At 70.0% G+C, this 19,360-nt stretch carries 15 protein-coding genes; 5 read left to right on the top strand and 10 right to left on the bottom strand.

The annotated features are described in order from the left end of the window. From DI272_RS45565 to DI272_RS29520, 8 genes are all read right to left on the bottom strand, one after another. Positions 1–519, bottom strand: a 519-nt coding sequence (locus DI272_RS45565; protein ID WP_258314714.1) for an ATP-binding cassette domain-containing protein, incomplete at its 3' end; no start/stop codon positions are given. 27 nt (positions 520–546) lie between these two features. Beyond that, a complete protein-coding gene (locus DI272_RS29550) occupies positions 547–1,608 on the bottom strand; it encodes an ABC transporter ATP-binding protein (RefSeq protein WP_109498253.1) in 1,062 nt (353 codons plus the stop codon). Between the two features lie 10 nt (positions 1,609–1,618). Beyond that, entirely contained in the window at positions 1,619–2,599 is a 981-nt protein-coding gene (locus tag DI272_RS29545; RefSeq protein ID WP_109498252.1) for an ABC transporter permease, read from the bottom strand. Positions 2,600–2,682: 83 nt separating this feature from the next. Continuing rightward, a complete protein-coding gene (locus DI272_RS29540; RefSeq protein ID WP_109498251.1) occupies positions 2,683–4,491 on the bottom strand; it encodes an ABC transporter substrate-binding protein in 1,809 nt (602 codons plus the stop codon). A gap of 106 nt (positions 4,492–4,597) precedes the next feature. Then, the gene (locus DI272_RS29535) at positions 4,598–5,635 is read right to left on the bottom strand and encodes an ABC transporter permease (protein WP_109498250.1); all 1,038 of its coding nucleotides are present in this window, start codon (positions 5,633–5,635) and stop codon (positions 4,598–4,600) included. A gap of 693 nt (positions 5,636–6,328) precedes the next feature. Beyond that, positions 6,329–8,236, bottom strand: coding sequence for a translational GTPase TypA (typA, locus tag DI272_RS29530; protein ID WP_109498249.1), 1,908 nt, complete (start codon positions 8,234–8,236; stop codon positions 6,329–6,331). Between the two features lie 136 nt (positions 8,237–8,372). Continuing rightward, the gene (locus tag DI272_RS29525) at positions 8,373–8,972 is read right to left on the bottom strand and encodes a hypothetical protein (RefSeq protein WP_109498248.1); all 600 of its coding nucleotides are present in this window, start codon (positions 8,970–8,972) and stop codon (positions 8,373–8,375) included. A gap of 58 nt (positions 8,973–9,030) precedes the next feature. Then, complete coding sequence (locus DI272_RS29520) at positions 9,031–11,298, bottom strand: ABC transporter family substrate-binding protein (RefSeq protein ID WP_109498247.1); 2,268 nt, start codon at positions 11,296–11,298, stop codon at positions 9,031–9,033. Positions 11,299–11,673: 375 nt separating this feature from the next. Here DI272_RS29520 and DI272_RS29515 point away from each other — a divergent pair, with 375 nt between their 5' ends. Genes DI272_RS29515 through DI272_RS29500 form a run of 4 tightly spaced genes read left to right on the top strand, consistent with a single transcriptional unit; the run spans position 11,674 to position 15,526 of the window. Then, positions 11,674–11,964 (top strand): hypothetical protein, encoded by a 291-nt coding sequence (locus DI272_RS29515; RefSeq protein WP_109498246.1) that lies wholly within the window; start codon positions 11,674–11,676, stop codon positions 11,962–11,964. A 30-nt stretch (positions 11,965–11,994) separates the two neighbouring features. Continuing rightward, entirely contained in the window at positions 11,995–12,816 is an 822-nt protein-coding gene (locus tag DI272_RS29510) for a hypothetical protein (RefSeq protein WP_109498245.1), read from the top strand. Beyond that, the gene (locus DI272_RS29505; RefSeq protein WP_109498244.1) at positions 12,816–14,759 is read left to right on the top strand and encodes a fumarate reductase/succinate dehydrogenase flavoprotein subunit; all 1,944 of its coding nucleotides are present in this window, start codon (positions 12,816–12,818) and stop codon (positions 14,757–14,759) included. The genes DI272_RS29510 and DI272_RS29505 overlap by 1 nt, the downstream gene beginning before the upstream one ends. Next, positions 14,756–15,526 carry a succinate dehydrogenase/fumarate reductase iron-sulfur subunit gene (locus tag DI272_RS29500; protein ID WP_109498243.1) on the top strand — a complete coding sequence of 257 codons (771 nt, stop codon included), beginning with the start codon at positions 14,756–14,758 and terminating at the stop codon, positions 15,524–15,526. Before DI272_RS29505 ends, DI272_RS29500 begins: the two co-directional genes overlap by 4 nt. 97 nt (positions 15,527–15,623) lie before the next feature. Here the strand turns inward: DI272_RS29500 and DI272_RS29495 are convergent, their stop codons facing one another. Together DI272_RS29495 and DI272_RS29490 are read right to left on the bottom strand one after the other, a co-directional pair. After that, the gene (locus DI272_RS29495) at positions 15,624–16,580 is read right to left on the bottom strand and encodes a phosphotransferase (RefSeq protein ID WP_109498242.1); all 957 of its coding nucleotides are present in this window, start codon (positions 16,578–16,580) and stop codon (positions 15,624–15,626) included. Positions 16,581–16,635: 55 nt separating this feature from the next. Beyond that, the gene (locus DI272_RS29490; protein WP_258314713.1) at positions 16,636–17,754 is read right to left on the bottom strand and encodes a hypothetical protein; all 1,119 of its coding nucleotides are present in this window, start codon (positions 17,752–17,754) and stop codon (positions 16,636–16,638) included. A gap of 59 nt (positions 17,755–17,813) precedes the next feature. Here DI272_RS29490 and DI272_RS29485 point away from each other — a divergent pair, with 59 nt between their 5' ends. Then, entirely contained in the window at positions 17,814–19,355 is a 1,542-nt protein-coding gene (locus tag DI272_RS29485) for a hypothetical protein (protein ID WP_109498241.1), read from the top strand. The last annotated feature ends 5 nt before the right edge of the window (positions 19,356–19,360 follow it).

Here is a 19,360-nt window from a genome sequence, read left to right as displayed (position 1 = left end):
CTCGTGCGGGAAACGGTTGTAGTGCTCGGGGTTCAGGCCGACGATCTCCAGGAGTTCGCGGACCCGTCGTTCCCTGCCGCCCTCCGGGTTGATGTCGTTGATCTCCATCGGGCCCGAGATGATCTTGCCGACCGTCTGCCGCGGGTTGAGCGACGAGTACGGGTCCTGGAAGATCATCTGGATCTCGGAGCGGATCGGCGCCAGCTCCCTGCGGCTGGCGTGGGTGATGTCCTGCCCGCGGTAGGAGATCTTGCCGGCGGTGGGCTCCAGCAGCCGTGTGATCAGGCGGCCGGTCGTCGACTTGCCGCAGCCCGACTCCCCCACCAGGCCGAAGCTCTCACCGACGTGGACCGTCAGGTCGATGCCGTCGACGGCCTGGACCGCGCCGACGGTACGGCGGATCGGGAAGCCGCCCTTGACCGGGAAGTGTTTGGTCAGCCCCTCGACGACGAGGAGCGGGTCACCGGACGCGCCGGTGGTCGCCTCGCGCGGGGCGGGGAGGACGAGGTCCTCTTTCATGACGTCCTCCTAGGACGGGAACCAGGACTAGCCGAGGCTGGGCTTGATCTCTTCGATGAAGATGGTCCGCTTCTGTTCCGCCGTGAGGTGGCAGGCGGAGGCGCGGTCCGGGGCCAGCAGGGGGCGTTCGTCGGTGCAGCGGGTGCCGCCGACCCGGTCCTGGAAGGTGCAGCGCGGATGGAAGCGGCAACCGGACGGGGGGTTGAGGAGCGAGGGCGGGGCGCCGGGAATCGGGGCCAGCGGGGCCGCGAGGTCGGAGTCGAGGCGCGGCATCGAGTTCAGCAGGCCCCAGGTGTAGGGGTGCTGCGGGGCGCGCAGCACCTCGTTCGTGGTGCCGCGTTCGATGGCGCCGCCCGCGTACATCACCATGATGTCGTCGGCCATGTCGGCGATGACGCCGAGGTCGTGGGTGATGAAGATGATCGCCGAGCCGAACTCCTGCTGGAGGCTCTTCAGGAGGTCGAGGATCTGGGCCTGGACCGTCACGTCCAGGGCCGTGGTCGGCTCGTCGGCGATCAGCAGGTCCGGGTCGCAGACCAGGGCCATGGCGATCATCGCGCGCTGGCGCATACCGCCGGAGAACTGGTGCGGGTAGTCCTTCGCCCGTTCCTTGGGGTTGGGGATGCCGACCTTGCCGAGCATCTCCACCGCGCGGTCCCAGGCGGCCCGCTTGGAGGCTCCGGTGTGCTTCATGAACGGCTCGGCGATCTGCCGGCCCACCGTGTAGTACGGCGACAGCGCGGTGAGCGGGTCCTGGAAGATCATGGCGACCTTGTTGCCGCGCAGCTTCTCCAGTTCGTGCTCCCGGGCGGTGGTCAACTCCCTCCCCTCCAGGAGGATCTCGCCCTCGACGGTGGTGAACTTCGGGTTGTGCAGCCCGAGGATCGTCAGGTTGGTCACGGACTTGCCGGAGCCGGACTCGCCGACGATGCCGAGGGTCTTCCCGCGCTCCAGGTCGAAGGAGAGTCCGTCCACGGCCCGGACGATGCCGTCCTCGGTCCGGAAACTGACGTGCAGGTCGCGCACCGAGAGGAAGGCGCCCGCGTCGGCCGGGACGGGCGCCCCGGCCTCCTTGGTCAGAGTGGTCACGACAGAGCTCCTAGGACAGCCGCACGCGCGGGTCGATGAAGGCGTAGCAGGCGTCGACGATGATGTTGCACAGCAGGATCACGGCGGCCGCGAACAGCATCACGCCGAGCAGCAGCGGCAGATCGCTGAACTGCACCGACTCCACCGCGAGCCGCCCGAGGCCGGGCAGTCCGAAGGTGTACTCGGTGATGATCGCGCCGCCGAGCAGCGAGCTGAGGTCGATGCCGAGGATGGTGATGATGGGGATCAGCGAACCACGCCAGGCGTAGCGGAAGAAGACGTAGCGGCCGCTCATGCCCTTGGCACGGGCGGTGCGGACGTGTTCCTCCTGGAGCTGCTCGATCATCGAGGAGCGTGCCATACGGGTGTACTGCGCGGCGAAGATCGTGGACAGCACGGCCCAGGGGATGATCAGCCCGGTGAACCAGGCGGCGGGGTTGTCGGTGATCGGGGTGTAGTCCGGCTCGTCGAAGATGTGGGTCTGGTAGACGAGGATCGCGAGCGCGAGCGGGCCCAGGAAGTAGATCTGCATCGAGCTGAGCACCATGGACCCCGCGGTGAACGACTTGTCCACGAGGGTGCCGCGCTTCCAGGCGGCGAGCAGTCCGGTGCCGAGCCCGACGAACAGGAAGACGACGGTGGCGCCGGCCGCGAGCGAGAGCGTGAGCGGCAGCCGGTCCATCAGGGTCGACCAGACCTGCTCGTTGGTGTGGTACGAGTACCCGAAGCACGGGGCGGGGCACGGACCCTGGGCGAAGTCATCGCGTCCGGCCACCAGTCCGGACAGGAAGATCCAGAACTGTTCCGGGATCGACTTGTCGAGTCCGAGCGTGTGGTGGATGTTCTCCAGCGCGTCGGGCGTGCAGGTCTTGCCGCACATCAGCAGCGCCGGGTCGCGGGGCATGCCGAAGAAGAGCAGGAAGGCGACCACGGTCAGCAGGACCAGGATCACGAGTGAGCCGAGGATCCGGCGGAAGAGGAAGCGCAGCATCTCAGGGCAGCTTTCGGGCGAAACCTGGGCGGGCAGGTGCGCCCCGTCACGGGACGGGGCGCACCTGACGCCGCTTGGACGGGTTACTTCACGAAGAGCCTGCGCGGGTCGACGCCACCGATGACGTCGTCGTACGCAAGGCCGCCGATCTTGGACCCGGCGATCTGGGTCTGCTTGTAGTACGCCGTCGGGATGTTGGAGACGACGTCCTTCACGATGTACTCGTTGATCTTGTTCCAGGCCTCGGCGGCCTTGATCGGGTCGGTGATGGTGTTCGCCTTGTCGATGTCGGCGTTCACCTTCGGGTCGTTGATGTGCGAGTAGTTCGAGGAGCCGTCCTGGATCTGACGGCCGTCGTACAGCGGCGGGATGACGGTCGACGCGCTCGGCCAGTCGGCACCCCACGCGGTGTGGTAGATGTCGTAGTTGTTCTTGACCTTGCTGACGTTGTCGTAGTACGTCTCGGCCGGGATCTCCTGGCGCTGCACGTCGAAGCCGGCCTTCTCCAGGCCCGCCGCCATGGCGGTGGAGTACTGCTGGCCCTCGGGGGTGTTGATGTAGCCGAAGGTCAGCTTCAGGCCGACCTTGCCGGCCTTCTCCAGCAGCTGCTTGGCCTTGGCCGGGTCACCGGCGGGCTTGGCCTTCTTGCCGAACGGGTCGAACTTGGGGTCGTAGCCGGAGACGGTCGGGCTGATCAGACCGCCGGCGACCTCCATCGCGTCGGTGCCGCCGTAGGCACGGACGAACGGCGTGACCGGCAGGGCGTACGCGATGGCCTCGCGGACTTCCTTCGACTGCATCTCCGGCTGGGACAGGTTGATGTTCATCTGGCCCACGTACGGCTGGTAGCCGGAGACGGTGCGGTTCTTCATCGCGGCGTCGTTCAGGACCTTGGTCAGGTTGCCCGCGTCGACCTGGTTGCTGAAGCTGATCGCCGTGGCGTTGGTGCCGGTGTTGTCGAGGATGGCCTTGGTCGAGTCCTCGTACTGCTTGTTGAACTCGATGTTGAACTGGTCGACGTACTGGTGCCGGACCGCGTCGGTCTTCGGGTCCCAGTTGGTGTTCTTGACCAGCGTCATCGTCTTGCCGGACTTGAACTCCGAGATCTTGTAAGGACCGGAGGTCATCGGGGCCTTGTCGTACTTGACCTTGGTGTCCTTCTCGGCGGACACGATGGAGTAGCCCGCCATGGCGAGCGCGTACGGCAGGTCGGGCTTGGCCGACTTGAACTTGAAGACAATCGTTTTGTCATCGGGCGTCTCCAGGACGGTGTCCGGGAGGTGCTTGCCCTTGTACGGGCCGTCCGGGAGGAGCTTGCGGTACTCGGTGCCCGGGGTGTCGGCCAGCCACTGCTGGATGTACGTCGGGCCGTTGGAGATGAACGGCGCGAAGAGCCGCTCAAAGGTCTGGCGCACGTCCTTGGCGGTGATCGTGGAGCCGTCGGCCCACTTGATCCCGTCCTTCAGCGTGTACTTCCAGGTCTTGCCGCCGTCGGTGGTCGTACCGCTGTCGGTGGCCAGGTCGCCGACGACCTCGTGCTTCTTGCCGTCGTCACTGGTGGCCTTGTACGCGGTCAGACCCCGGTGGATCAGCTGCGAGAGGGCCATCTCGTCGGAGACGTAGATCTGCCCCGGGTCGAGGTGCGCGAAGCTGTCGCGCTGGAGCACCGTGACGGCGCCGCCGGCCTTGGCGCCGGGAATCTCGGCGGCCGGACCCGTCGAGGCCTTGGCGTCGCCGAAGGAGATGCCGGCCTGCTGCCGCTGGGCGTTCTCCTTGTCCTGCTTGTTGTTGTCGCTGCCTTTGCTGCCGCCCTCGCTGCAGCCGGTGAGCACGAGAGCCCCCGCCGCCAGCAGTGAGAGCGCGGCGTACGCGTGGCGTCCACCCTTACCCATCACTCAGATTCCACCCATCTTGTGTCACCGTTGCGAATTGAAGTGCGGACCGGGCCCGGTGGGAGCCGTCGGTCTCTGTCGGGCGGAGACGCCCACAACTTGCCGGTCAGCGAGCCGACTTGGGATCGAAGGCGTCCCTGACCGAGTCCCCGAGCAGGTTGAACGCCACGATGAAGATGATCATCGAGATGCCCGGGAAGAACATGTAGGTGATGTCGTTCTGCATCACGAGTTCGGTCGACGCCTTGGAGAACATCTGTCCCCAGTCCGGCGTCGGTTCGACGATCCCGACCCCGAGGAAGCTCAGACCGGCCTCGGCGGTCACGAAGTTGGGGAGCATGTACGTCGCCTGCACCAGGATCGGCGTGACCACGTTGGGCAGGATCTCCTTGCGGATGATCCGGGCGGGAGACGCCCCGCTGACCTTGGCGGCCTCGATGAACTCCCGTTCCCGCAGGGAGAGCGAGGTGCCGCGCAGGATACGGGCGAGGCTCATCCAGCCGAGGAACCACTGCACGGCGATGAGGGCGACGACCCGGACGTACACCGGCGTCTCGTCGCGCGGGCTGACGAACAGCGAGACCACGACCGGCATGCTCGCGATGAAGAACAGCTGGGCCGGGAAGGCCAGCAGGAAGTCGATGACCCGGCTGATGAACTGGTCGGTCTTGCCGCCGAGATAGCCGGCCGCGACACCCAGGAGGATGCCGGTCAGCACGGTCGCGACGGTGACCGCGAGCGAGATCATCAGGGAGTTGCGGATGCCGTAGAGCAGCTTGGTGAAGACGTCGTAGCCGTTGCCCGGCTCCAGGCCGAACCAGAACTCGCCGCTGATACCGCCGTTGGGCTGGAGCGGCACGCCCGCGCTGTCGAAGAGTTCGGGGCGTTCGTCGGCGAAGACCGTGTACGGGTCCTTGCCGTAGAGCTTCGCGATCAGGGGGGCCGCGAGGCCGACCACGAAGAAGAAGATCACTACGTACGCCGAGACCACGCCGGTGCGGTCGCGCTTGAAGCGGATCCACATCAGCTGGCCGGGAGAGCGGCCTTCGAGCTGTTTGGCCTCCTCGGGCTTGGTCTTCGGCTGCTGGTCGCCGTCGACGACGACCGGGGTCCCGCCGCCTTCGATGTCGATAGGACTGGTCACAGTTCGCCCATTTCGCAAGTGTGGGTGTGCCGAACCGGCGACCGGCACGAGGGTGTGCGATCGCGGATCGGATCATGAAGAAGCGTCAGCGGCAAGTCACGGCGGACGGAAGAACCCGCAGCCGGACGCGCGTAGGGACGGGAACGGAGCTCCTCAGAGCCGATCGCCGTACGCCGGGGCGGAGTTGACGCAACTTGCGGACGCTGTGACCCACCTGGTGCTTGTGACACCGCGCATGGGACTCCTCCTCATGACTCCACGTGTTCACCAACAGGAGGGGGTACATGCCTTTCCTCCGACACCCCTGACGGAGGGTCAGGCACCCCCTGGTGCTCGTGAGTCGGCGCCGTCCCCACGGCGCGAGACCCATTGACCCGAGCGCTACGCGGCTAACTATCTGCCATGAGCCAAGTACCGACCACTGTTCTTAAATCTCAATTCAGTCACAGCTGGCCCGTACATCTTCCAAAATCTGGACAAACTGTCTGGTGCAAGAAGGCCGCGAAACGGACGTGTTACATGGGTATCGGGCGGGGATCTCCGCAATACGGACATCGTTCACCGCTGATCCACAGGAACCTGACTGAAAACGAGTTGCAAAAAGCCCGGGCACCCCCATGATGGGGCACCCGGGCTCAGGAACCGATCGAGAATCGGCCGAACTCGGCGCGGATCAGCCGAACTCGGTCCGGATCAGCCGTGCTTGGCGCGGCTCGCGGCGCGGGCGCGCTCGCGGGCGTCCAGGTTCACCTTGCGGATGCGAACGGCCTCCGGGGTGACCTCCACGCACTCGTCGTCGCGGCAGAACTCCAGGGACTGCTCCAGCGACAGCTTGCGCGGCGGGACGATCGACTCGGAGACGTCGGCGGTCGAGGACCGCATGTTCGTGAGCTTCTTCTCCTTGGTGATGTTGACGTCCATGTCGTCGGAGCGCGAGTTCTCGCCGACGATCATGCCCTCGTACACCTCGGTGCCCGGCTCGACGAACAGCACGCCGCGCTCCTGGAGGTTCGTCATCGCGAACGCGGTGACGGCACCGGCGCGGTCGGCGACCAGGGAGCCGTTGTTACGGGTCTGGAGGGTGCCGAACCAGGGCTCGAAGCCCTCGTGGATGGAGTGCCCGATGCCCGTACCGCGGGTCTGGGTCAGGAACTCGGTCCGGAAGCCGATGAGACCGCGGGACGGCACGACGAACTCCATGCGCACCCAGCCCGAGCCGTGGTTGGACATGTTGTCCATGCGGCCCTTGCGGACGCCCATGAGCTGCGTGACCGCACCCATGTGCTCCTCGGGGACATCGATCGTCATGCGCTCGACGGGCTCGTACGTCTTGCCGTCGACCTCCTTGGTGACGACCTGCGGCTTGCCGATGGTCAGCTCGAAGCCTTCCCGGCGCATGGTCTCGACCAGGATGGCGAGCGCCAGCTCACCACGGCCCTGGACCTCCCAGGCGTCCGGACGGTCGGTGTCCAGGACGCGCAGCGAGACGTTACCGACCAGCTCGCGGTCGAGGCGGTCCTTGACCTGGCGGGCGGTGACCTTGCGGTCCTTGACGGCCGACTTCGCGTCGGCGCCCTTGCCGGTGCCGCCCCGGCCGACCAGCGGCGAGGTGTTGGTGCCGATGGTCATGGAGATCGCGGGCTCGTCGACCGTGATCAGCGGCAGCGGGATCGGGTTCTCCGGGTCCGCGAGGGTCTCGCCGATCATGATGTCGGCGATACCCGCGACGGCGCAGATGTCACCGGGGCCGGCCACCTCGGCGGGCTTGCGGGTGAGCGCCTCGGTCATCAGCAGCTCGGAGATGCGGACGTTGCTGACGGAGCCGTCACGCTTGATCCAGGCGACGGTCTGGCCCTTGCGCAGCTCGCCCTGCTCGACGCGGAGCAGCGCGATACGGCCGAGGAAGTTGTCGGCGTCCAGGTTGGTGACGTGGGCCTGGAGCGGGGCGTCCTCGTCGTAGGTCGGGGCCGGGATGTGCTCGAGGATGGTCGAGAAGAACGGCTCCAGGCTGGTGGAGTCGGCGGGGACCGTACCGTCCTGGGGCTTGGTCAGCGAGGCGACGCCGTCACGGCCGCAGGCGTAGACGATCGGGAACTCGATCTGCTCCTCGTCCGCGTCCAGGTCGAGGAAGAGGTCGTACGTCTCGTTGACGACCTCGTCGATGCGGGAGTCCGGGCGGTCCGTCTTGTTGATGCACAGGATGACGGGCAGGCGCTGCTGGAGGGCCTTGCGGAGCACGAAGCGGGTCTGCGGCAGCGGGCCCTCGGAGGCGTCGACGAGGAGGACCACACCGTCGACCATCGACAGACCGCGCTCGACCTCGCCACCGAAGTCGGCGTGGCCGGGGGTGTCGATGATGTTGATCGTGATCGGGTCCCCGCCGTCCTTGGGGTGGTACTTCACCGCCGTGTTCTTGGCGAGGATCGTGATGCCCTTCTCACGCTCCAGGTCGTTCGAGTCCATCATGCGGTCGTCGACGCCTTCGAGCTGGTGGGCGGCGAAGGCGCCGGCCTGCTTCAGCATGCCGTCGACGATGGTGGTCTTGCCGTGGTCGACGTGGGCGACGATGGCGACATTGCGGATGTCGTGGCGCGTGGCCATAGTGCGGCGTACTCCCGGAGTGGTGTGGAAGGGGCCTGCGCGTACGTCTGTGTTACGCGGACCCTGCCGGGCTGTACATGCCACGGCCTCACCCCATGGTACGTGGCAATGACAGGGACGGCCTCCGGGGGCGGATTCAGGCGGCCCCGGCCGCCCGGGAACCGGTCGGACACGTCCGCACGGCGGCCTCGTGGGCGGCGGTCGAGCGCTGGGGTGCCTCGGCGCAGGACAGGAAGCCGCCGCCGGTCCCCTCCCAGGTCCGCACGTGCCCCTCGACCGGCCCGCCGCTCTCGCAGGTGTACGTGAAATCGGCGTCGACCAGCTTGATGTGGTTCCAGGCGTAGTACGCGCCCAGCAGATCGTCGGCGTTCGCTTCGTAAGAGGTGTCGAACCTCGGGTCCGGTCGGTCGGCCGCGTCGCCGAGCGGCCCGTCGGCCTTCAGGTGCTTGCCCAGCGCGTCCAGCACACCGGATCTGCCCACACCGCCCGGCACGGGGCTCACGGCGGTCGAGTACCTGATGGTGTCGACGCCCCTGAGCAGTGCCTTGAAGGAGCCCGCCCTCTTCTTGATCATGATGGGGTCGGCGAGGTGGGTCAGCTTCTCCGTGCGCGTGACGTTCGACCACGTGAACGTCCCGTCCGCGCAGGTCCCTGCCATGTCCTCCGAGCCCCCGCCGCAGCCCGTCAGCCCCGCCGCCAGGACCACCGCCGCCGCCCCCGCCGACCAAGCGCGCATCCCCGTTCCCTTCCCCTCGTCCTGTGACGCGGCGTCACAGGACGAGGGGCATGATCCCCTACTTCTTGGACGGGCTCGCCGACGGGGCCGCGGCCTTCTTCAGGAAGCCCATGTCCTCGTACACCGGTGTCCGGAAGCCGAAGGCGCCGGCGTTCGCGATGCTCTTCCGCGCGGCCGTCAGCTGGGGGCGCTGGTACAGCGGGATCGAGCCGGCGGCCGCCCAGATCCGGGAGTCGGCCTTGCGGATCAGGCCCCGGCTCTCGCCCTCGTCCAGCGTGGAGACGGCCTGGTCGAAGAGCTGGTCCACCTGGTCGGTGCCGACCCGGGTGTAGTTCTGCTCGACGTTCAGGGAGCCGTCGGCCGCCGGGACCGGCTTGGCGTAGATGGGGCGGGCGTCGGTGGCGGGGAAGGCGGAGGCGGGCCAGGAGTAGAGGGCGAGGTCGAACTGGCCGGACGCGATGTGGTCCTTGAAGTAGCTCTCGTCCGCGACCTTGGTGATCTCGGTGCGGATGCCGACCTTCTGGAGCATCCCGGAGATCCGGTCGGCCACCGTGCGCAGGGTCTGCGAGCCCGGCCCGGACGGCAGGACGAAGCGGAGCGTCAGCGGCTTGCCGTCCTTGGCGAGCGCCCCGGCGGCGGCGCCGGCGGGCGCGGCGGTGCCCCGGGGGGCGTAGGCGCCGGGGGCACCGCCCTGCTTCAGCTTGTTCGCGTACTGCTTGCCGTCCTGCGCGAGGTGCCGGGAGCCGTCCCCGGTCTTCCTGTGCTTCTTCGGGTCCTGCTTCTTCTCCCGGTCGGCCTCACGCAGGACCTTGTCGGCCTCGCGCGGCGCCTTGTCGGCCTCGCGCGGCGCCTTGTCGTCCTCGCCGACGATGTACGTCCCGTCGTCGCCCCCCTCGGCCTCCTCCTCGGCGGCCTTCTCGCCCTTGGACCCGGCGGCCTTCTCGCCCTTCTTCTTCTCCTCCTTCAGCGGCCCGCCCGGCACCCAGCCGGCGTCCGCGAGGAGGGCCTGTGCCTCCTGGGTGTCCTGGCCGCCGAGGGCGCCGCTGTTGTCGGCGTAGGCGGCCTGGCCGGAGAGCGCGAGGTGGCTGCCGACCGGCTCGGCGGGCAGGCCGAGCGGGGTGAGCACCACCGAGGCGAGGGCCTCCCGGTCGATGGCGCGGGCCACGGCACGGCGGACCCGCTCGTCGGCGAGGGGGCCCTCGGCGCCGTTGAGGGCGAGCTGGGTGTAGACGGGCTCCAGGGAGCGGCGGACCTCGAAGCCGCGCAGGGCCTCCTGCCGGCGGGCGTACGCGGAGATCTCCTTGCGCCGCTTGGCCCTGGCGTCGTTCTCCTCGTCGGCGGCGTCCTTGTCCGTGCCCTTGGCGACGGCCCAGGAGCGCAGCGAGTCGGCGGCGGTGAGGTTGCTGCCGGGGCCCATCAGCGGGGTGGCGCTCTGCTCGCCCTTGCCCTGCGCGGCGACGGTGATCCGCTGGACGGACTCGGCGTCGATCTCGGCCAGGTCCAGCTCGCCCGCGGCCAGTGCGGCGGCCCGCTTGTCGCGGGGCACGGCCCGCAGCACGATCTCGTCGAGCTTGGCGGGATGCCCCCACCAGCGCGGGTTGCGGGCGAGGGTGACCTCGTCGTCCTTGCGGTCGACCTTCTTCAGCGCGAAGGGGCCGGCGGTGACCTTGAGCTTCTTGCGCGCGCTGTCGTTGAAGGAGTCCGGGGTGCCCATGACGTCCTTCGGGTACAGCGGGGAGAACAGCGACTTCCAGTCGGCGTACGGCCGCCCGAAGGTGACCTTGACCTCCAGGTCGTTCTTGCCGCGCTCGATCTTCTCGATGCGGTCGTACCCGGCGTTGCGGGCGGTCCAGTAGGCGGTGTCCTTGCCGGACAGGGCGCGCCACTGGGCGGCGAAGTCGGCGGCGCCGATCTCGCGGCCGTCGCTCCAGACGGCCTGCTGGTTCAGCTTGTACAGCACGACCTGCCGGGGCTCGGTCTCGACGACCTCCGCCTTCTCCAGGTAGTCGGGGTCGAGTCGGGGGCGCCCGTTCTCGTCGAGCCGGTACAGGGACGGCAGGACGGCCTGAGCGACCCGGGTGGTGGTGGCGTCGGCGTCCGACTGGAAGGTGTTGAGGGTGTCCGGCACGGCGTCCACGGCCCAGCGCAGGGTGCCGCCGTCGGCGACCAGGGAACGGTCCGCGAGCCCGATGTCCGAGGCCGCGAGCGGCTTGCCGGCCGGGTCCTCGGCGCTGCACCCGGAGAGCAGGGGTACCGCGAGCGCACCCGCGGTCAGGAAGGCGGCCGAGCGCATCACCGCGCGCAGTCCGACGCCGTCGTGGGACATGCCGTCTACCTCCGGGGGGTGCGCCGCCTGGTTTCGATCACGTTTGGCGGTATATGGAGCTGATCAGATGTATGCGGCAACTGAAGAGGAAAGGGTTCGGCAGGCGGTGGCGACACGGCGGGAGCGCCCCGGAAGCCCACCCGTGCGGCGCAACGCCGGTCGGCACGGCTCGGGCCGTGCGGCGATGGCGGGCCGGGCCCCGCAAGGGCCGTAGCTGGGGCCTGGGGGCGCGGTCCCCGGGGACAGCAGCCGCAACACGCGCCGCACGCACCAACGCACCCCGGCCAATCCGTGCACACCGCTTCCCACCGGCCGGTGTGACGCGCAACACTCGCAGGCGCACATGAACGTTGCCGCCCTAAGTGAGGTCACGTCATGGCCCTGCACGATGAACTCGCCGCAGCCCAGCGCTGCCTCGACGAACTGCACCGGTACGTGAAGCGTCTGGAGCAGCAACTCGGCAGCGGTGGCCTGGAGATGCGCCGTGTCCGCGTCGACACCGACCGCCTGCGCGAGAGCCTCGCCCTGCTCAAGGAGGCCGATCCCGCGCTCGCCCAGTCGAAGCGGCCCGACCTCGTCTCCATCCCCGACACCCCGTACGACAACACCCTGTGGACGGACTCCGACGACGAGGGTCTCGGCGCCCACCACGGGCCCGGCCACTGAGCCGCCCCTCACACCGACCGGAGTCATGAGTTGGCCACTGGTACGGAACCTCATCTGAACAGCGGCGGCGTACGGTCCGGTACGCGCGCCGCGATCGCCGCCCCTCATCTGCGGACCGACCGCTGGTGGCTGGCGCCCGCGGTCACCACCGCCGGGCTGCTCGCCTTCATCGTCTACTCCGCGTGGCGGGCCTTCGCGAACGCGGACTACTACGCGGCGCCTTATGTCTCGCCGTTCTACTCCCCGTGCCTCGCGGAGAAGTGCGAGACCATGCGCGCGGGCCCCAACTGGGAGATCTTCGGCGGCTGGTGGCCGCTGTCCCCCGCGATCCTCATCCTGATCTTCCCCCTCGGCTTCCGCCTGACCTGCTACTACTACCGCAAGGCCTACTACCGGGGCTTCTGGGCGTCCCCGCCGGCCTGCGCGGTGGCCGAGCCGCACAAGAAGTACACCGGCGAGACCCGCTTCCCGCTGATCCTGCAGAACATCCACCGGTACTTCTTCTACGCCGCGGTCGTCGTCGCGGGCATCCTGACCTACGACACCGTGCTCGCCTTCCGCGACGAGCACTACGAGTGGGGCCACATGGGCCTCGGCACCCTCGTGTTCCTGGTCAACATCGTGCTGATCTGGGCGTACACCCTCTCCTGCCACTCCTGCCGGCACATCGTCGGCGGGCAGCTCAAGCATTTCTCCAAGCACCCCGTGCGCTACCGGATGTGGCAGTGGGTCGGCAAGCTGAACGCCCGTCACATGCTGCTGGCCTGGACGTCGTTGGTGAGCGTGGCGCTCGCCGACTTCTACGTCTACCTGGTCGCCTCCGGCGCCTTCGACGATCCGAGGTTGTTCTGATGTCCGTGGTCGACCGCCAGGAGTGGGACGTCGTCGTGGTCGGTGCCGGGGGCGCCGGCCTGCGCGCCGCCATCGAGGCACGCGAGCGAGGCGCCCGTACGGCAGTCATCTGCAAGTCCCTGTTCGGCAAGGCGCACACGGTGATGGCCGAGGGCGGCATCGCGGCGGCGATGGCGAACGCCAACGAACACGACAGCTGGCAGGTGCACTTCCGCGACACCATGCGCGGCGGGAAGTTCCTCAACCAGTGGCGGATGGCCGAACTGCACGCCCAGGAAGCCCCGCAACGGGTGTGGGAGCTGGAGACCTGGGGCGCGCTGTTCGACCGCACCAAGGACGGCCGGATATCCCAGCGCAACTTCGGCGGCCACGAGTACCCGCGGCTGGCCCACGTCGGCGACCGCACGGGCCTGGAACTCATCCGCACCCTCCAGCAGAAGATCGTCTCGCTCCAGCAGCAGGACAAGAAGGAGACCGGCGACTACGAGTCCCGGTTGAAGGTCTTCCAGGAGTGCACGGTCACCCGCATCCTCAAGGACGGAAACCGGGTCTCCGGTGTCTTCGCCTACGAGCGCGAGACCGGCCGCTTCTTCGTCCTGGAGGCCCCGTCCGTGGTCATCGCGACCGGCGGCATCGGGAAGTCCTTCAAGGTGACGTCGAACTCGTGGGAGTACACGGGCGACGGCCACGCACTGGCCCTGCTCGCGGGCGCGCCCCTGCTCAACATGGAGTTCGTGCAGTTCCATCCGACGGGCATGGTCTGGCCGCCGTCGGTGAAGGGCATCCTCGTCACCGAGTCGGTGCGCGGCGACGGCGGGGTGCTGCGCAACTCCGAGGGCAAGCGGTTCATGTTCGACTACGTCCCGGACGTCTTCAAGGAGAAGTACGCCGAGTCGGAGGAGGAGGGCGACCGCTGGTACGAGGACCCGGACAACAACCGGCGGCCACCGGAGCTGCTGCCCCGCGACGAGGTCGCCCGGGCGATCAACGCCGAGGTGAAGGCGGGCCGCGGCTCCCCGCACGGCGGGGTCTTCCTGGACGTGTCCACGCGCATGCCCGCCGACGTCATCAGGCGTCGGCTGCCGTCCATGTACCACCAGTTCAAGGAGCTGGCGGACGTCGACATCACCGCGGAGGCGATGGAGGTCGGGCCGACCTGTCACTACGTGATGGGCGGCATCGCGGTCGACTCGGACACGGCCGCGGCCCGCGGGGTGCCGGGGCTGTTCGCGGCCGGTGAGGTCGCGGGCGGCATGCACGGCTCCAACCGGCTCGGCGGCAACTCCCTCTCCGACCTGCTGGTGTTCGGCCGCCGGGCGGGCCTGCACGCCGCCGAATACGCGGCGGGCCTCGCCTTCGAGCGCCCCGGGGTGGCCGACGTCCAGGTCGACGCGGCGGCGGCGGAGGCGCTGCGGCCGTTCTCGGCGGAGGGTCCGGCGCCGGGCGAGGACGACGGCCGCCCGCCGGAGAACCCGTACACCCTCCACCAGGAGCTCCAGCAGGCCATGAACGACCTCGTCGGCATCATCCGCCGCGAGGCCGAGATGGCGCAGGCCCTGGAGAAGCTGGCGGATCTGCGGGTCCGGGCCCGCCGGGCCGGCGTCGAGGGACACCGCCAGTTCAACCCCGGCTGGCACCTCGCGCTGGACCTGCGCAACATGCTGCTGGTCAGCGAGTGCGTGGCGCGGGCGGCGCTGGAGCGCACCGAGTCGCGCGGCGGCCACACCCGCGAGGACCACCCGGCGATGGACCGCAAGTGGCGCAACATCAACCTGCTGTGCCGGCTGACCGACCCCACGGGCGGGCTGGCGGCCACGGACCCGGTCCGCGGCCAGATCGCCCTCACCCGGGAGGCCACCGAGCCCATCCGCCCCGACCTGCTCGCCCTGTTCGACAAGGAGGAGCTGGTCAAGTACCTCGCCGAAGAGGAGCTCTACGAGTGAGCAGCTACAAGGCCCGGTTCAAGGTGTGGCGGGGCGATGTGCAGGGCGGCGGCCTGGAGGACTTCACGGTCGAGGTCAACGACGGCGAGGTGGTCCTGGACATCATCCACCGCCTCCAGGCCACCCAGGCCCCCGATCTCGCCGTCCGCTGGAACTGCAAGGCGGGCAAGTGCGGTTCGTGCTCGGCGGAGGTCAACGGGCGGCCCCGGCTGATGTGCATGACCCGCATGTCGGTGTTCACGAGGGAGGAGACGATCACCGTCACGCCCCTCCGGGCCTTCCCCGTCGTCCGCGACCTGGTGACCGACGTCGGCTTCAACTACGAGAAGGCGCGCGAGGTCCCGGCGTTCGTGCCGCCCGCGGAGCTGGCGCCGGGCGAGTACCGGATGATGCAGGAGGACGTGGACCGCTCGCAGGAGTTCCGCAAGTGCATCGAGTGCTTCCTGTGCCAGGACACCTGCCATGTCGTGCGCGACCACGAGGAGAACAAGCCGGCGTTCGCGGGCCCGCGCTTCCTCATGCGGGTGGCCGAACTGGACATGCACCCGCTGGACGCGGCGGCGGAGACCGGCCTCGACCGCAAGACCACCGCCCAGGACGAACACGGCCTCGGCTACTGCAACATCACCAAGTGCTGCACGGAGGTCTGCCCAGAGGGCATCAAGATCACGGACAACGCACTGATCCCGCTGAAGGAACGAGCGGTGGACCGCAAGTACGACCCGCTGGTGTGGCTGGGTTCGAAGATCAGGAGGAGGTCCTCCTAGCGACGCGCCGCGCTCACCGCTGTCCCGTGCCCGTGCCCGTACCTGTGCCTGTGCCCGTACCTGTGCCTGTGCCTGTGCCTGTGCCTGTGCCTGTCGGTCAGCGTCCCAGCAGGTCGAGGACGCGACCCAGGTTGTGTTCGGCGATGCCGCGCATGAACTCCGGATCGGGGAAGTCCCCGTCGAGCAGCCGCAACGGCCCGGCGACCAGGGACAGATGCATGGCGAGCCGGTAGAACCGGAGCCGGTCCTCGTCGAGGCCCGGGACGCGAAGGGTCTCGTACCCCGGTCCGAAGCGGAGCTCCAGGAAGGCGTGCTCCCACTCCACGTCGAAGTAGAGCAGTCCCTCGATGTCGATGAGGGCGAGTTCGCGGTCCGGGGTCAACAGGACGTGGTCGGGGCCGAGTTCACCGTGGATGAGGGTGTGGCGGTCGCGCGGCCGGACTCGTGCCGCCAGCTCCCGGACCCGTTCGACGAGCCGCTCCCGTACGGCGGCGGCGCGCGGTTCCCGTCCGGAGACCTCTTCGATGTCGCGCAGGGCGCCCTCCAGGACCCGCTGCTCGCAGGACGTGCCGTACGAGGAGCCGCCGTTGTCGACGAGGGCGACCTTGCCGAAGCGGGGCCCGGTGTGGGAGTGAAGCGTGGCGAGGAGCGCCGCCAGCCGGTCCAGGAGGGCCGGTTCGCGGTCCAGCGCCGCCTCCAGGCTCTCCCCGGGGAGGTCCTCGACGACCGCCTGCCCGGCGTCGGCATCGACGTGCAGCAGGCGCGGCGTGCGCACCCCGGCGGCGGCCAGGCGGACGTGGGCCGCGGTGAACAGGTCGAGGCCGGTGCCGTGGGCGAAGGGGTCGCGGAGGTCGGAGGGGCCCGCGTCCCAGTAGTCCTCGTCCGCCGACCAGACGTAGGCGATCGCGGTGGAGCCGTCGTCGAAGGCAAGCCGGTAGACGCCCTTCTTGGAGCCGCCGCGCAGCCTGATCGCGGAGACGGGGGTGCGGCCGAGCGCGGCGCGGGCGAGGGGGGTGAGGTCGTGGCGGGAGAGGGGCTTGCGGGTCGCGGTCACCCGGCAGATCGTCGCACCCCTCCCCGTCGGCCCGCACGCGCTTTCCCCCGGGCGCTCACTCCACCCAGTCCTCCCGGTACGCCGTCCAGTCCGCCTCCGTCGCCGCGAAGTCGACGTACAGCGCGACCCCGAAACGGGCGCGGTCGGCGTCCGTGCGGGACAGGCCGAGCCGTACGCCGCGGACGGCGGCGGGGACCGTCTCGGCGCCCGCGTGGTGGCCGATGTCGTTCTCGTGGAAGAAGGGCAGGCCCATGAGGAGGTCGGTGGTGGGCGGGGTGACCTCCAGCGCGAGCGAGGTCTGCTGGGCGACGTAACCGCCGTACAGGCTCTCCAGCGGCATGCCGGTGTCGTACGACATCACCGCGATCTGGTCGACGCGCCGCGCGACCTGTCCGAAGTACTCCTGCGACCACCACTTGGGGTGGCCGGTGAGCGCGCCGGCCAGGGAGTGCAGGGCCGGCAGCGGGTCGATCTGGTGGGCGGCGACGGAGAGCGGGACACCCCGGGCCTTCGTGACCCGGTGGAGGGTGTCGAGGAGGTCGAGGTAGTTCTCGTCGCCGGAGTGGAGGGGCTCCAGGTCGAAGTGGGCGCCGTCGAAGCCGGCGGCGAGGATCTCGCGGGTGGAGCGGACGACGGCGGCCCTGGTCGCCGCGCGGTCGAGGCGGAGGCCGTCGGGGCTCTCGCTCGCGAGCTTGTCGCCGAGCCAGGCCTGGACACGGATACCGGGCGCTGCGCGGTGGACGGCTTCGAGGAAGGCACGGGCTGCGGGGTACGACGATCCCGGCAGCGTTCCGTCGTGCTCCAGGGGACCGGCGTGGACGTAGAGGTCGCGGATGCCGGTGGCCCGGAGGCGCCCGGCGAGCGCGGTGACGTCCTGGTCCGTCTTGCGGCCGTCCACCCAGGCGTGGCCGAGCCAGACGGCGTCGCGGTTCCTGGTGCGGGTGCCTTCCGCCGGGTCGCCGGTGTAGTTGAGGCGCAGGGCGAGGGCGGCGGCGAGCACGGGGACGACCAGCACGCAGACGAGCCCGGCCACGGTCCAGCGGAACCAGCGGCGGCGCCACCAGGGACGGCGGGCGCGAGGCTGCTCCTGCTCCTGCCCCTGCCCCCGCCCCTGCCCCTGCCCCTGCCCCTGCCCCTGCTCGTTCTCGTGCTCGTTCTCGGTGCTCATGGCCATGTCGTCCTCGCTCCTCCTCCCGGTCGCGTCCCCGCATTCCTGCTCATACGCTCCGAAATGTGACGTCATCCTTGATCCGGGGCCGGCCGCGGCGCGCGGCCTCGCACATATCCGCGCGCGTGCTGCACACCGTGCTGGGTGCGCTGATCGGCGTGGTGTGGCTGGTGCTGCCGGGGATGACGATCGAGAACCGTGCTCCGGTTGCGGACGGGCGCGCGCAGGCGGTCGCCCAGGACCAGGAGGACAGCGGGTCGTCCGCCGCCGACCTGGTGCTGCCGCTCGTGACCGTGGGCGCCGCGGGGGCGGTGGCGGGGTACACGTACGTGCGGCGCACCCGGCGGGCCCGCACCCGCACCACCCCCGGCGGCGTCACCGCGGCACCCGCGGCCCCGCCTCCACTCGCCGAACTGGACGAGCAGGCGCGGGTGTTGCTGGTGGCCGCCGACGACAGCGTCCGCACCAGCCGTGAGGAGCTGGGCTTCGTCGAGGCCCGGTTCGGGGAGAGCGCGGTGGCGCCCTCCGTCCTCGCCCTGCGGGGCGCGGAGGCGGAACTGCGGGCCGCCTTCCGGATGCGGCAGCAGTACGACGACGGCGTACCGGAGGAGGCCGCGGCCCGGCAGCACGCGCTCGCCGGGATCGTCGGCCGCTGCGAGGAGGCCGGGCGGCGCCTGGACGAGGCCGCCGCCGGAGTCGACCAGCTGCGCGGTCTGGAGCGCGGGGCGGGTGAGGCGCTGGGACTGGCCGAGACCCGCTTCCGAGCGCTCACCGGGCGCGTCCAGGCCGTCGAGTCCCTGCTCACCGGCCTGGCCACGCGGTACGGCGGCGCCGCCGTCGCCGAGGTCACCGGGTACGCCGAGCAGGCCAAGGACCGGCTGGTGTTCGCCACCCTCCGGCTCAACCAGGCCCGCCAGGCCGGCGACCTCGCCGCCCACGACCGGGCCGCGCTGCATCTGCGCGCCGCCGAGGGCGCGATCGCCCAGGCCGCGGTCTTCCTCCACGCCGTCGAACGCCTCGGCACCGGACTGCCGGCGGCCGCGGCCCTGCTGCCGGCCGCGCTGACCGGCGCGGAGGCGGAGCTGGCCGCGCTGCGGAACGGCGGCGCCGAGGTGCCCGTCGGCGAGCTGCGGGCGCGGCTCCTGCATGCCGACAACGTCCTGGCCTTCGTACGGGACGAGGTGGCGGGTGAGACGCCGTACGACCCGCTCGACGCGCTCCGCCGGGTCGTTCAGGCCGTCTCGCCGCTCGCCGCGGAACCCGTGGCCGGGGTGCTGGGGGCCGCCGCCGCGCTGGCCGGGCGGGCGGCGGTGGCGGGCGCGGACGACTTCGTCGCCACGCACCGGGGTGCGGTGGGCGCCACGGCCCGCACCCGGCTGGCGGAGGCGGCGCGGCTGCTCGGCGCGGACCCGGTGACCGCCGACGCGCTCGCCCGTGACGCCCGTGACCTCGCCGAGCAGGACGTACGGGTGCGCGGCAATCCGGTCGCCGGGGCGGCCGAGCACGAGAGCGGGGGCGCCGGGGCGGTGCTCGGCGGCATCCTGTTGGACGACGGGGCGGCGGCGAGCTTCGGCGGCCCCCGCGGCCGGGGCCGCCGCGCTCGGTGAGGCGC

It is taken from the genome of Streptomyces sp. Act143 (assembly GCF_003143935.1).
GTDB lineage: Bacteria > Actinomycetota > Actinomycetes > Streptomycetales > Streptomycetaceae > Streptomyces.
This window is presented reverse-complemented; position numbering and strand designations above follow the sequence as displayed.

Excerpts from the sequence above, each read along its gene's own strand:
- DI272_RS29505 (WP_109498244.1), top strand. The coding sequence starts at position 12,816 with ATGTCCGTGGTCGACCGCCAGGAGTGGGACGTCGTCGTGGTCGGTGCC.
- DI272_RS29490 (WP_258314713.1), bottom strand. The coding sequence starts at position 17,754 with ATGGCCATGAGCACCGAGAACGAGCACGAGAACGAGCAGGGGCAGGGG.
- DI272_RS29540 (WP_109498251.1), bottom strand. The coding sequence starts at position 4,491 with ATGGGTAAGGGTGGACGCCACGCGTACGCCGCGCTCTCACTGCTGGCG.
- DI272_RS29520 (WP_109498247.1), bottom strand. The coding sequence starts at position 11,298 with ATGTCCCACGACGGCGTCGGACTGCGCGCGGTGATGCGCTCGGCCGCC.
- typA (WP_109498249.1), bottom strand. The coding sequence starts at position 8,236 with ATGGCCACGCGCCACGACATCCGCAATGTCGCCATCGTCGCCCACGTC.
- DI272_RS29515 (WP_109498246.1), top strand. The coding sequence starts at position 11,674 with ATGGCCCTGCACGATGAACTCGCCGCAGCCCAGCGCTGCCTCGACGAA.
- DI272_RS29525 (WP_109498248.1), bottom strand. The coding sequence starts at position 8,972 with ATGCGCGCTTGGTCGGCGGGGGCGGCGGCGGTGGTCCTGGCGGCGGGG.
- DI272_RS29545 (WP_109498252.1), bottom strand. The coding sequence starts at position 2,599 with ATGCTGCGCTTCCTCTTCCGCCGGATCCTCGGCTCACTCGTGATCCTG.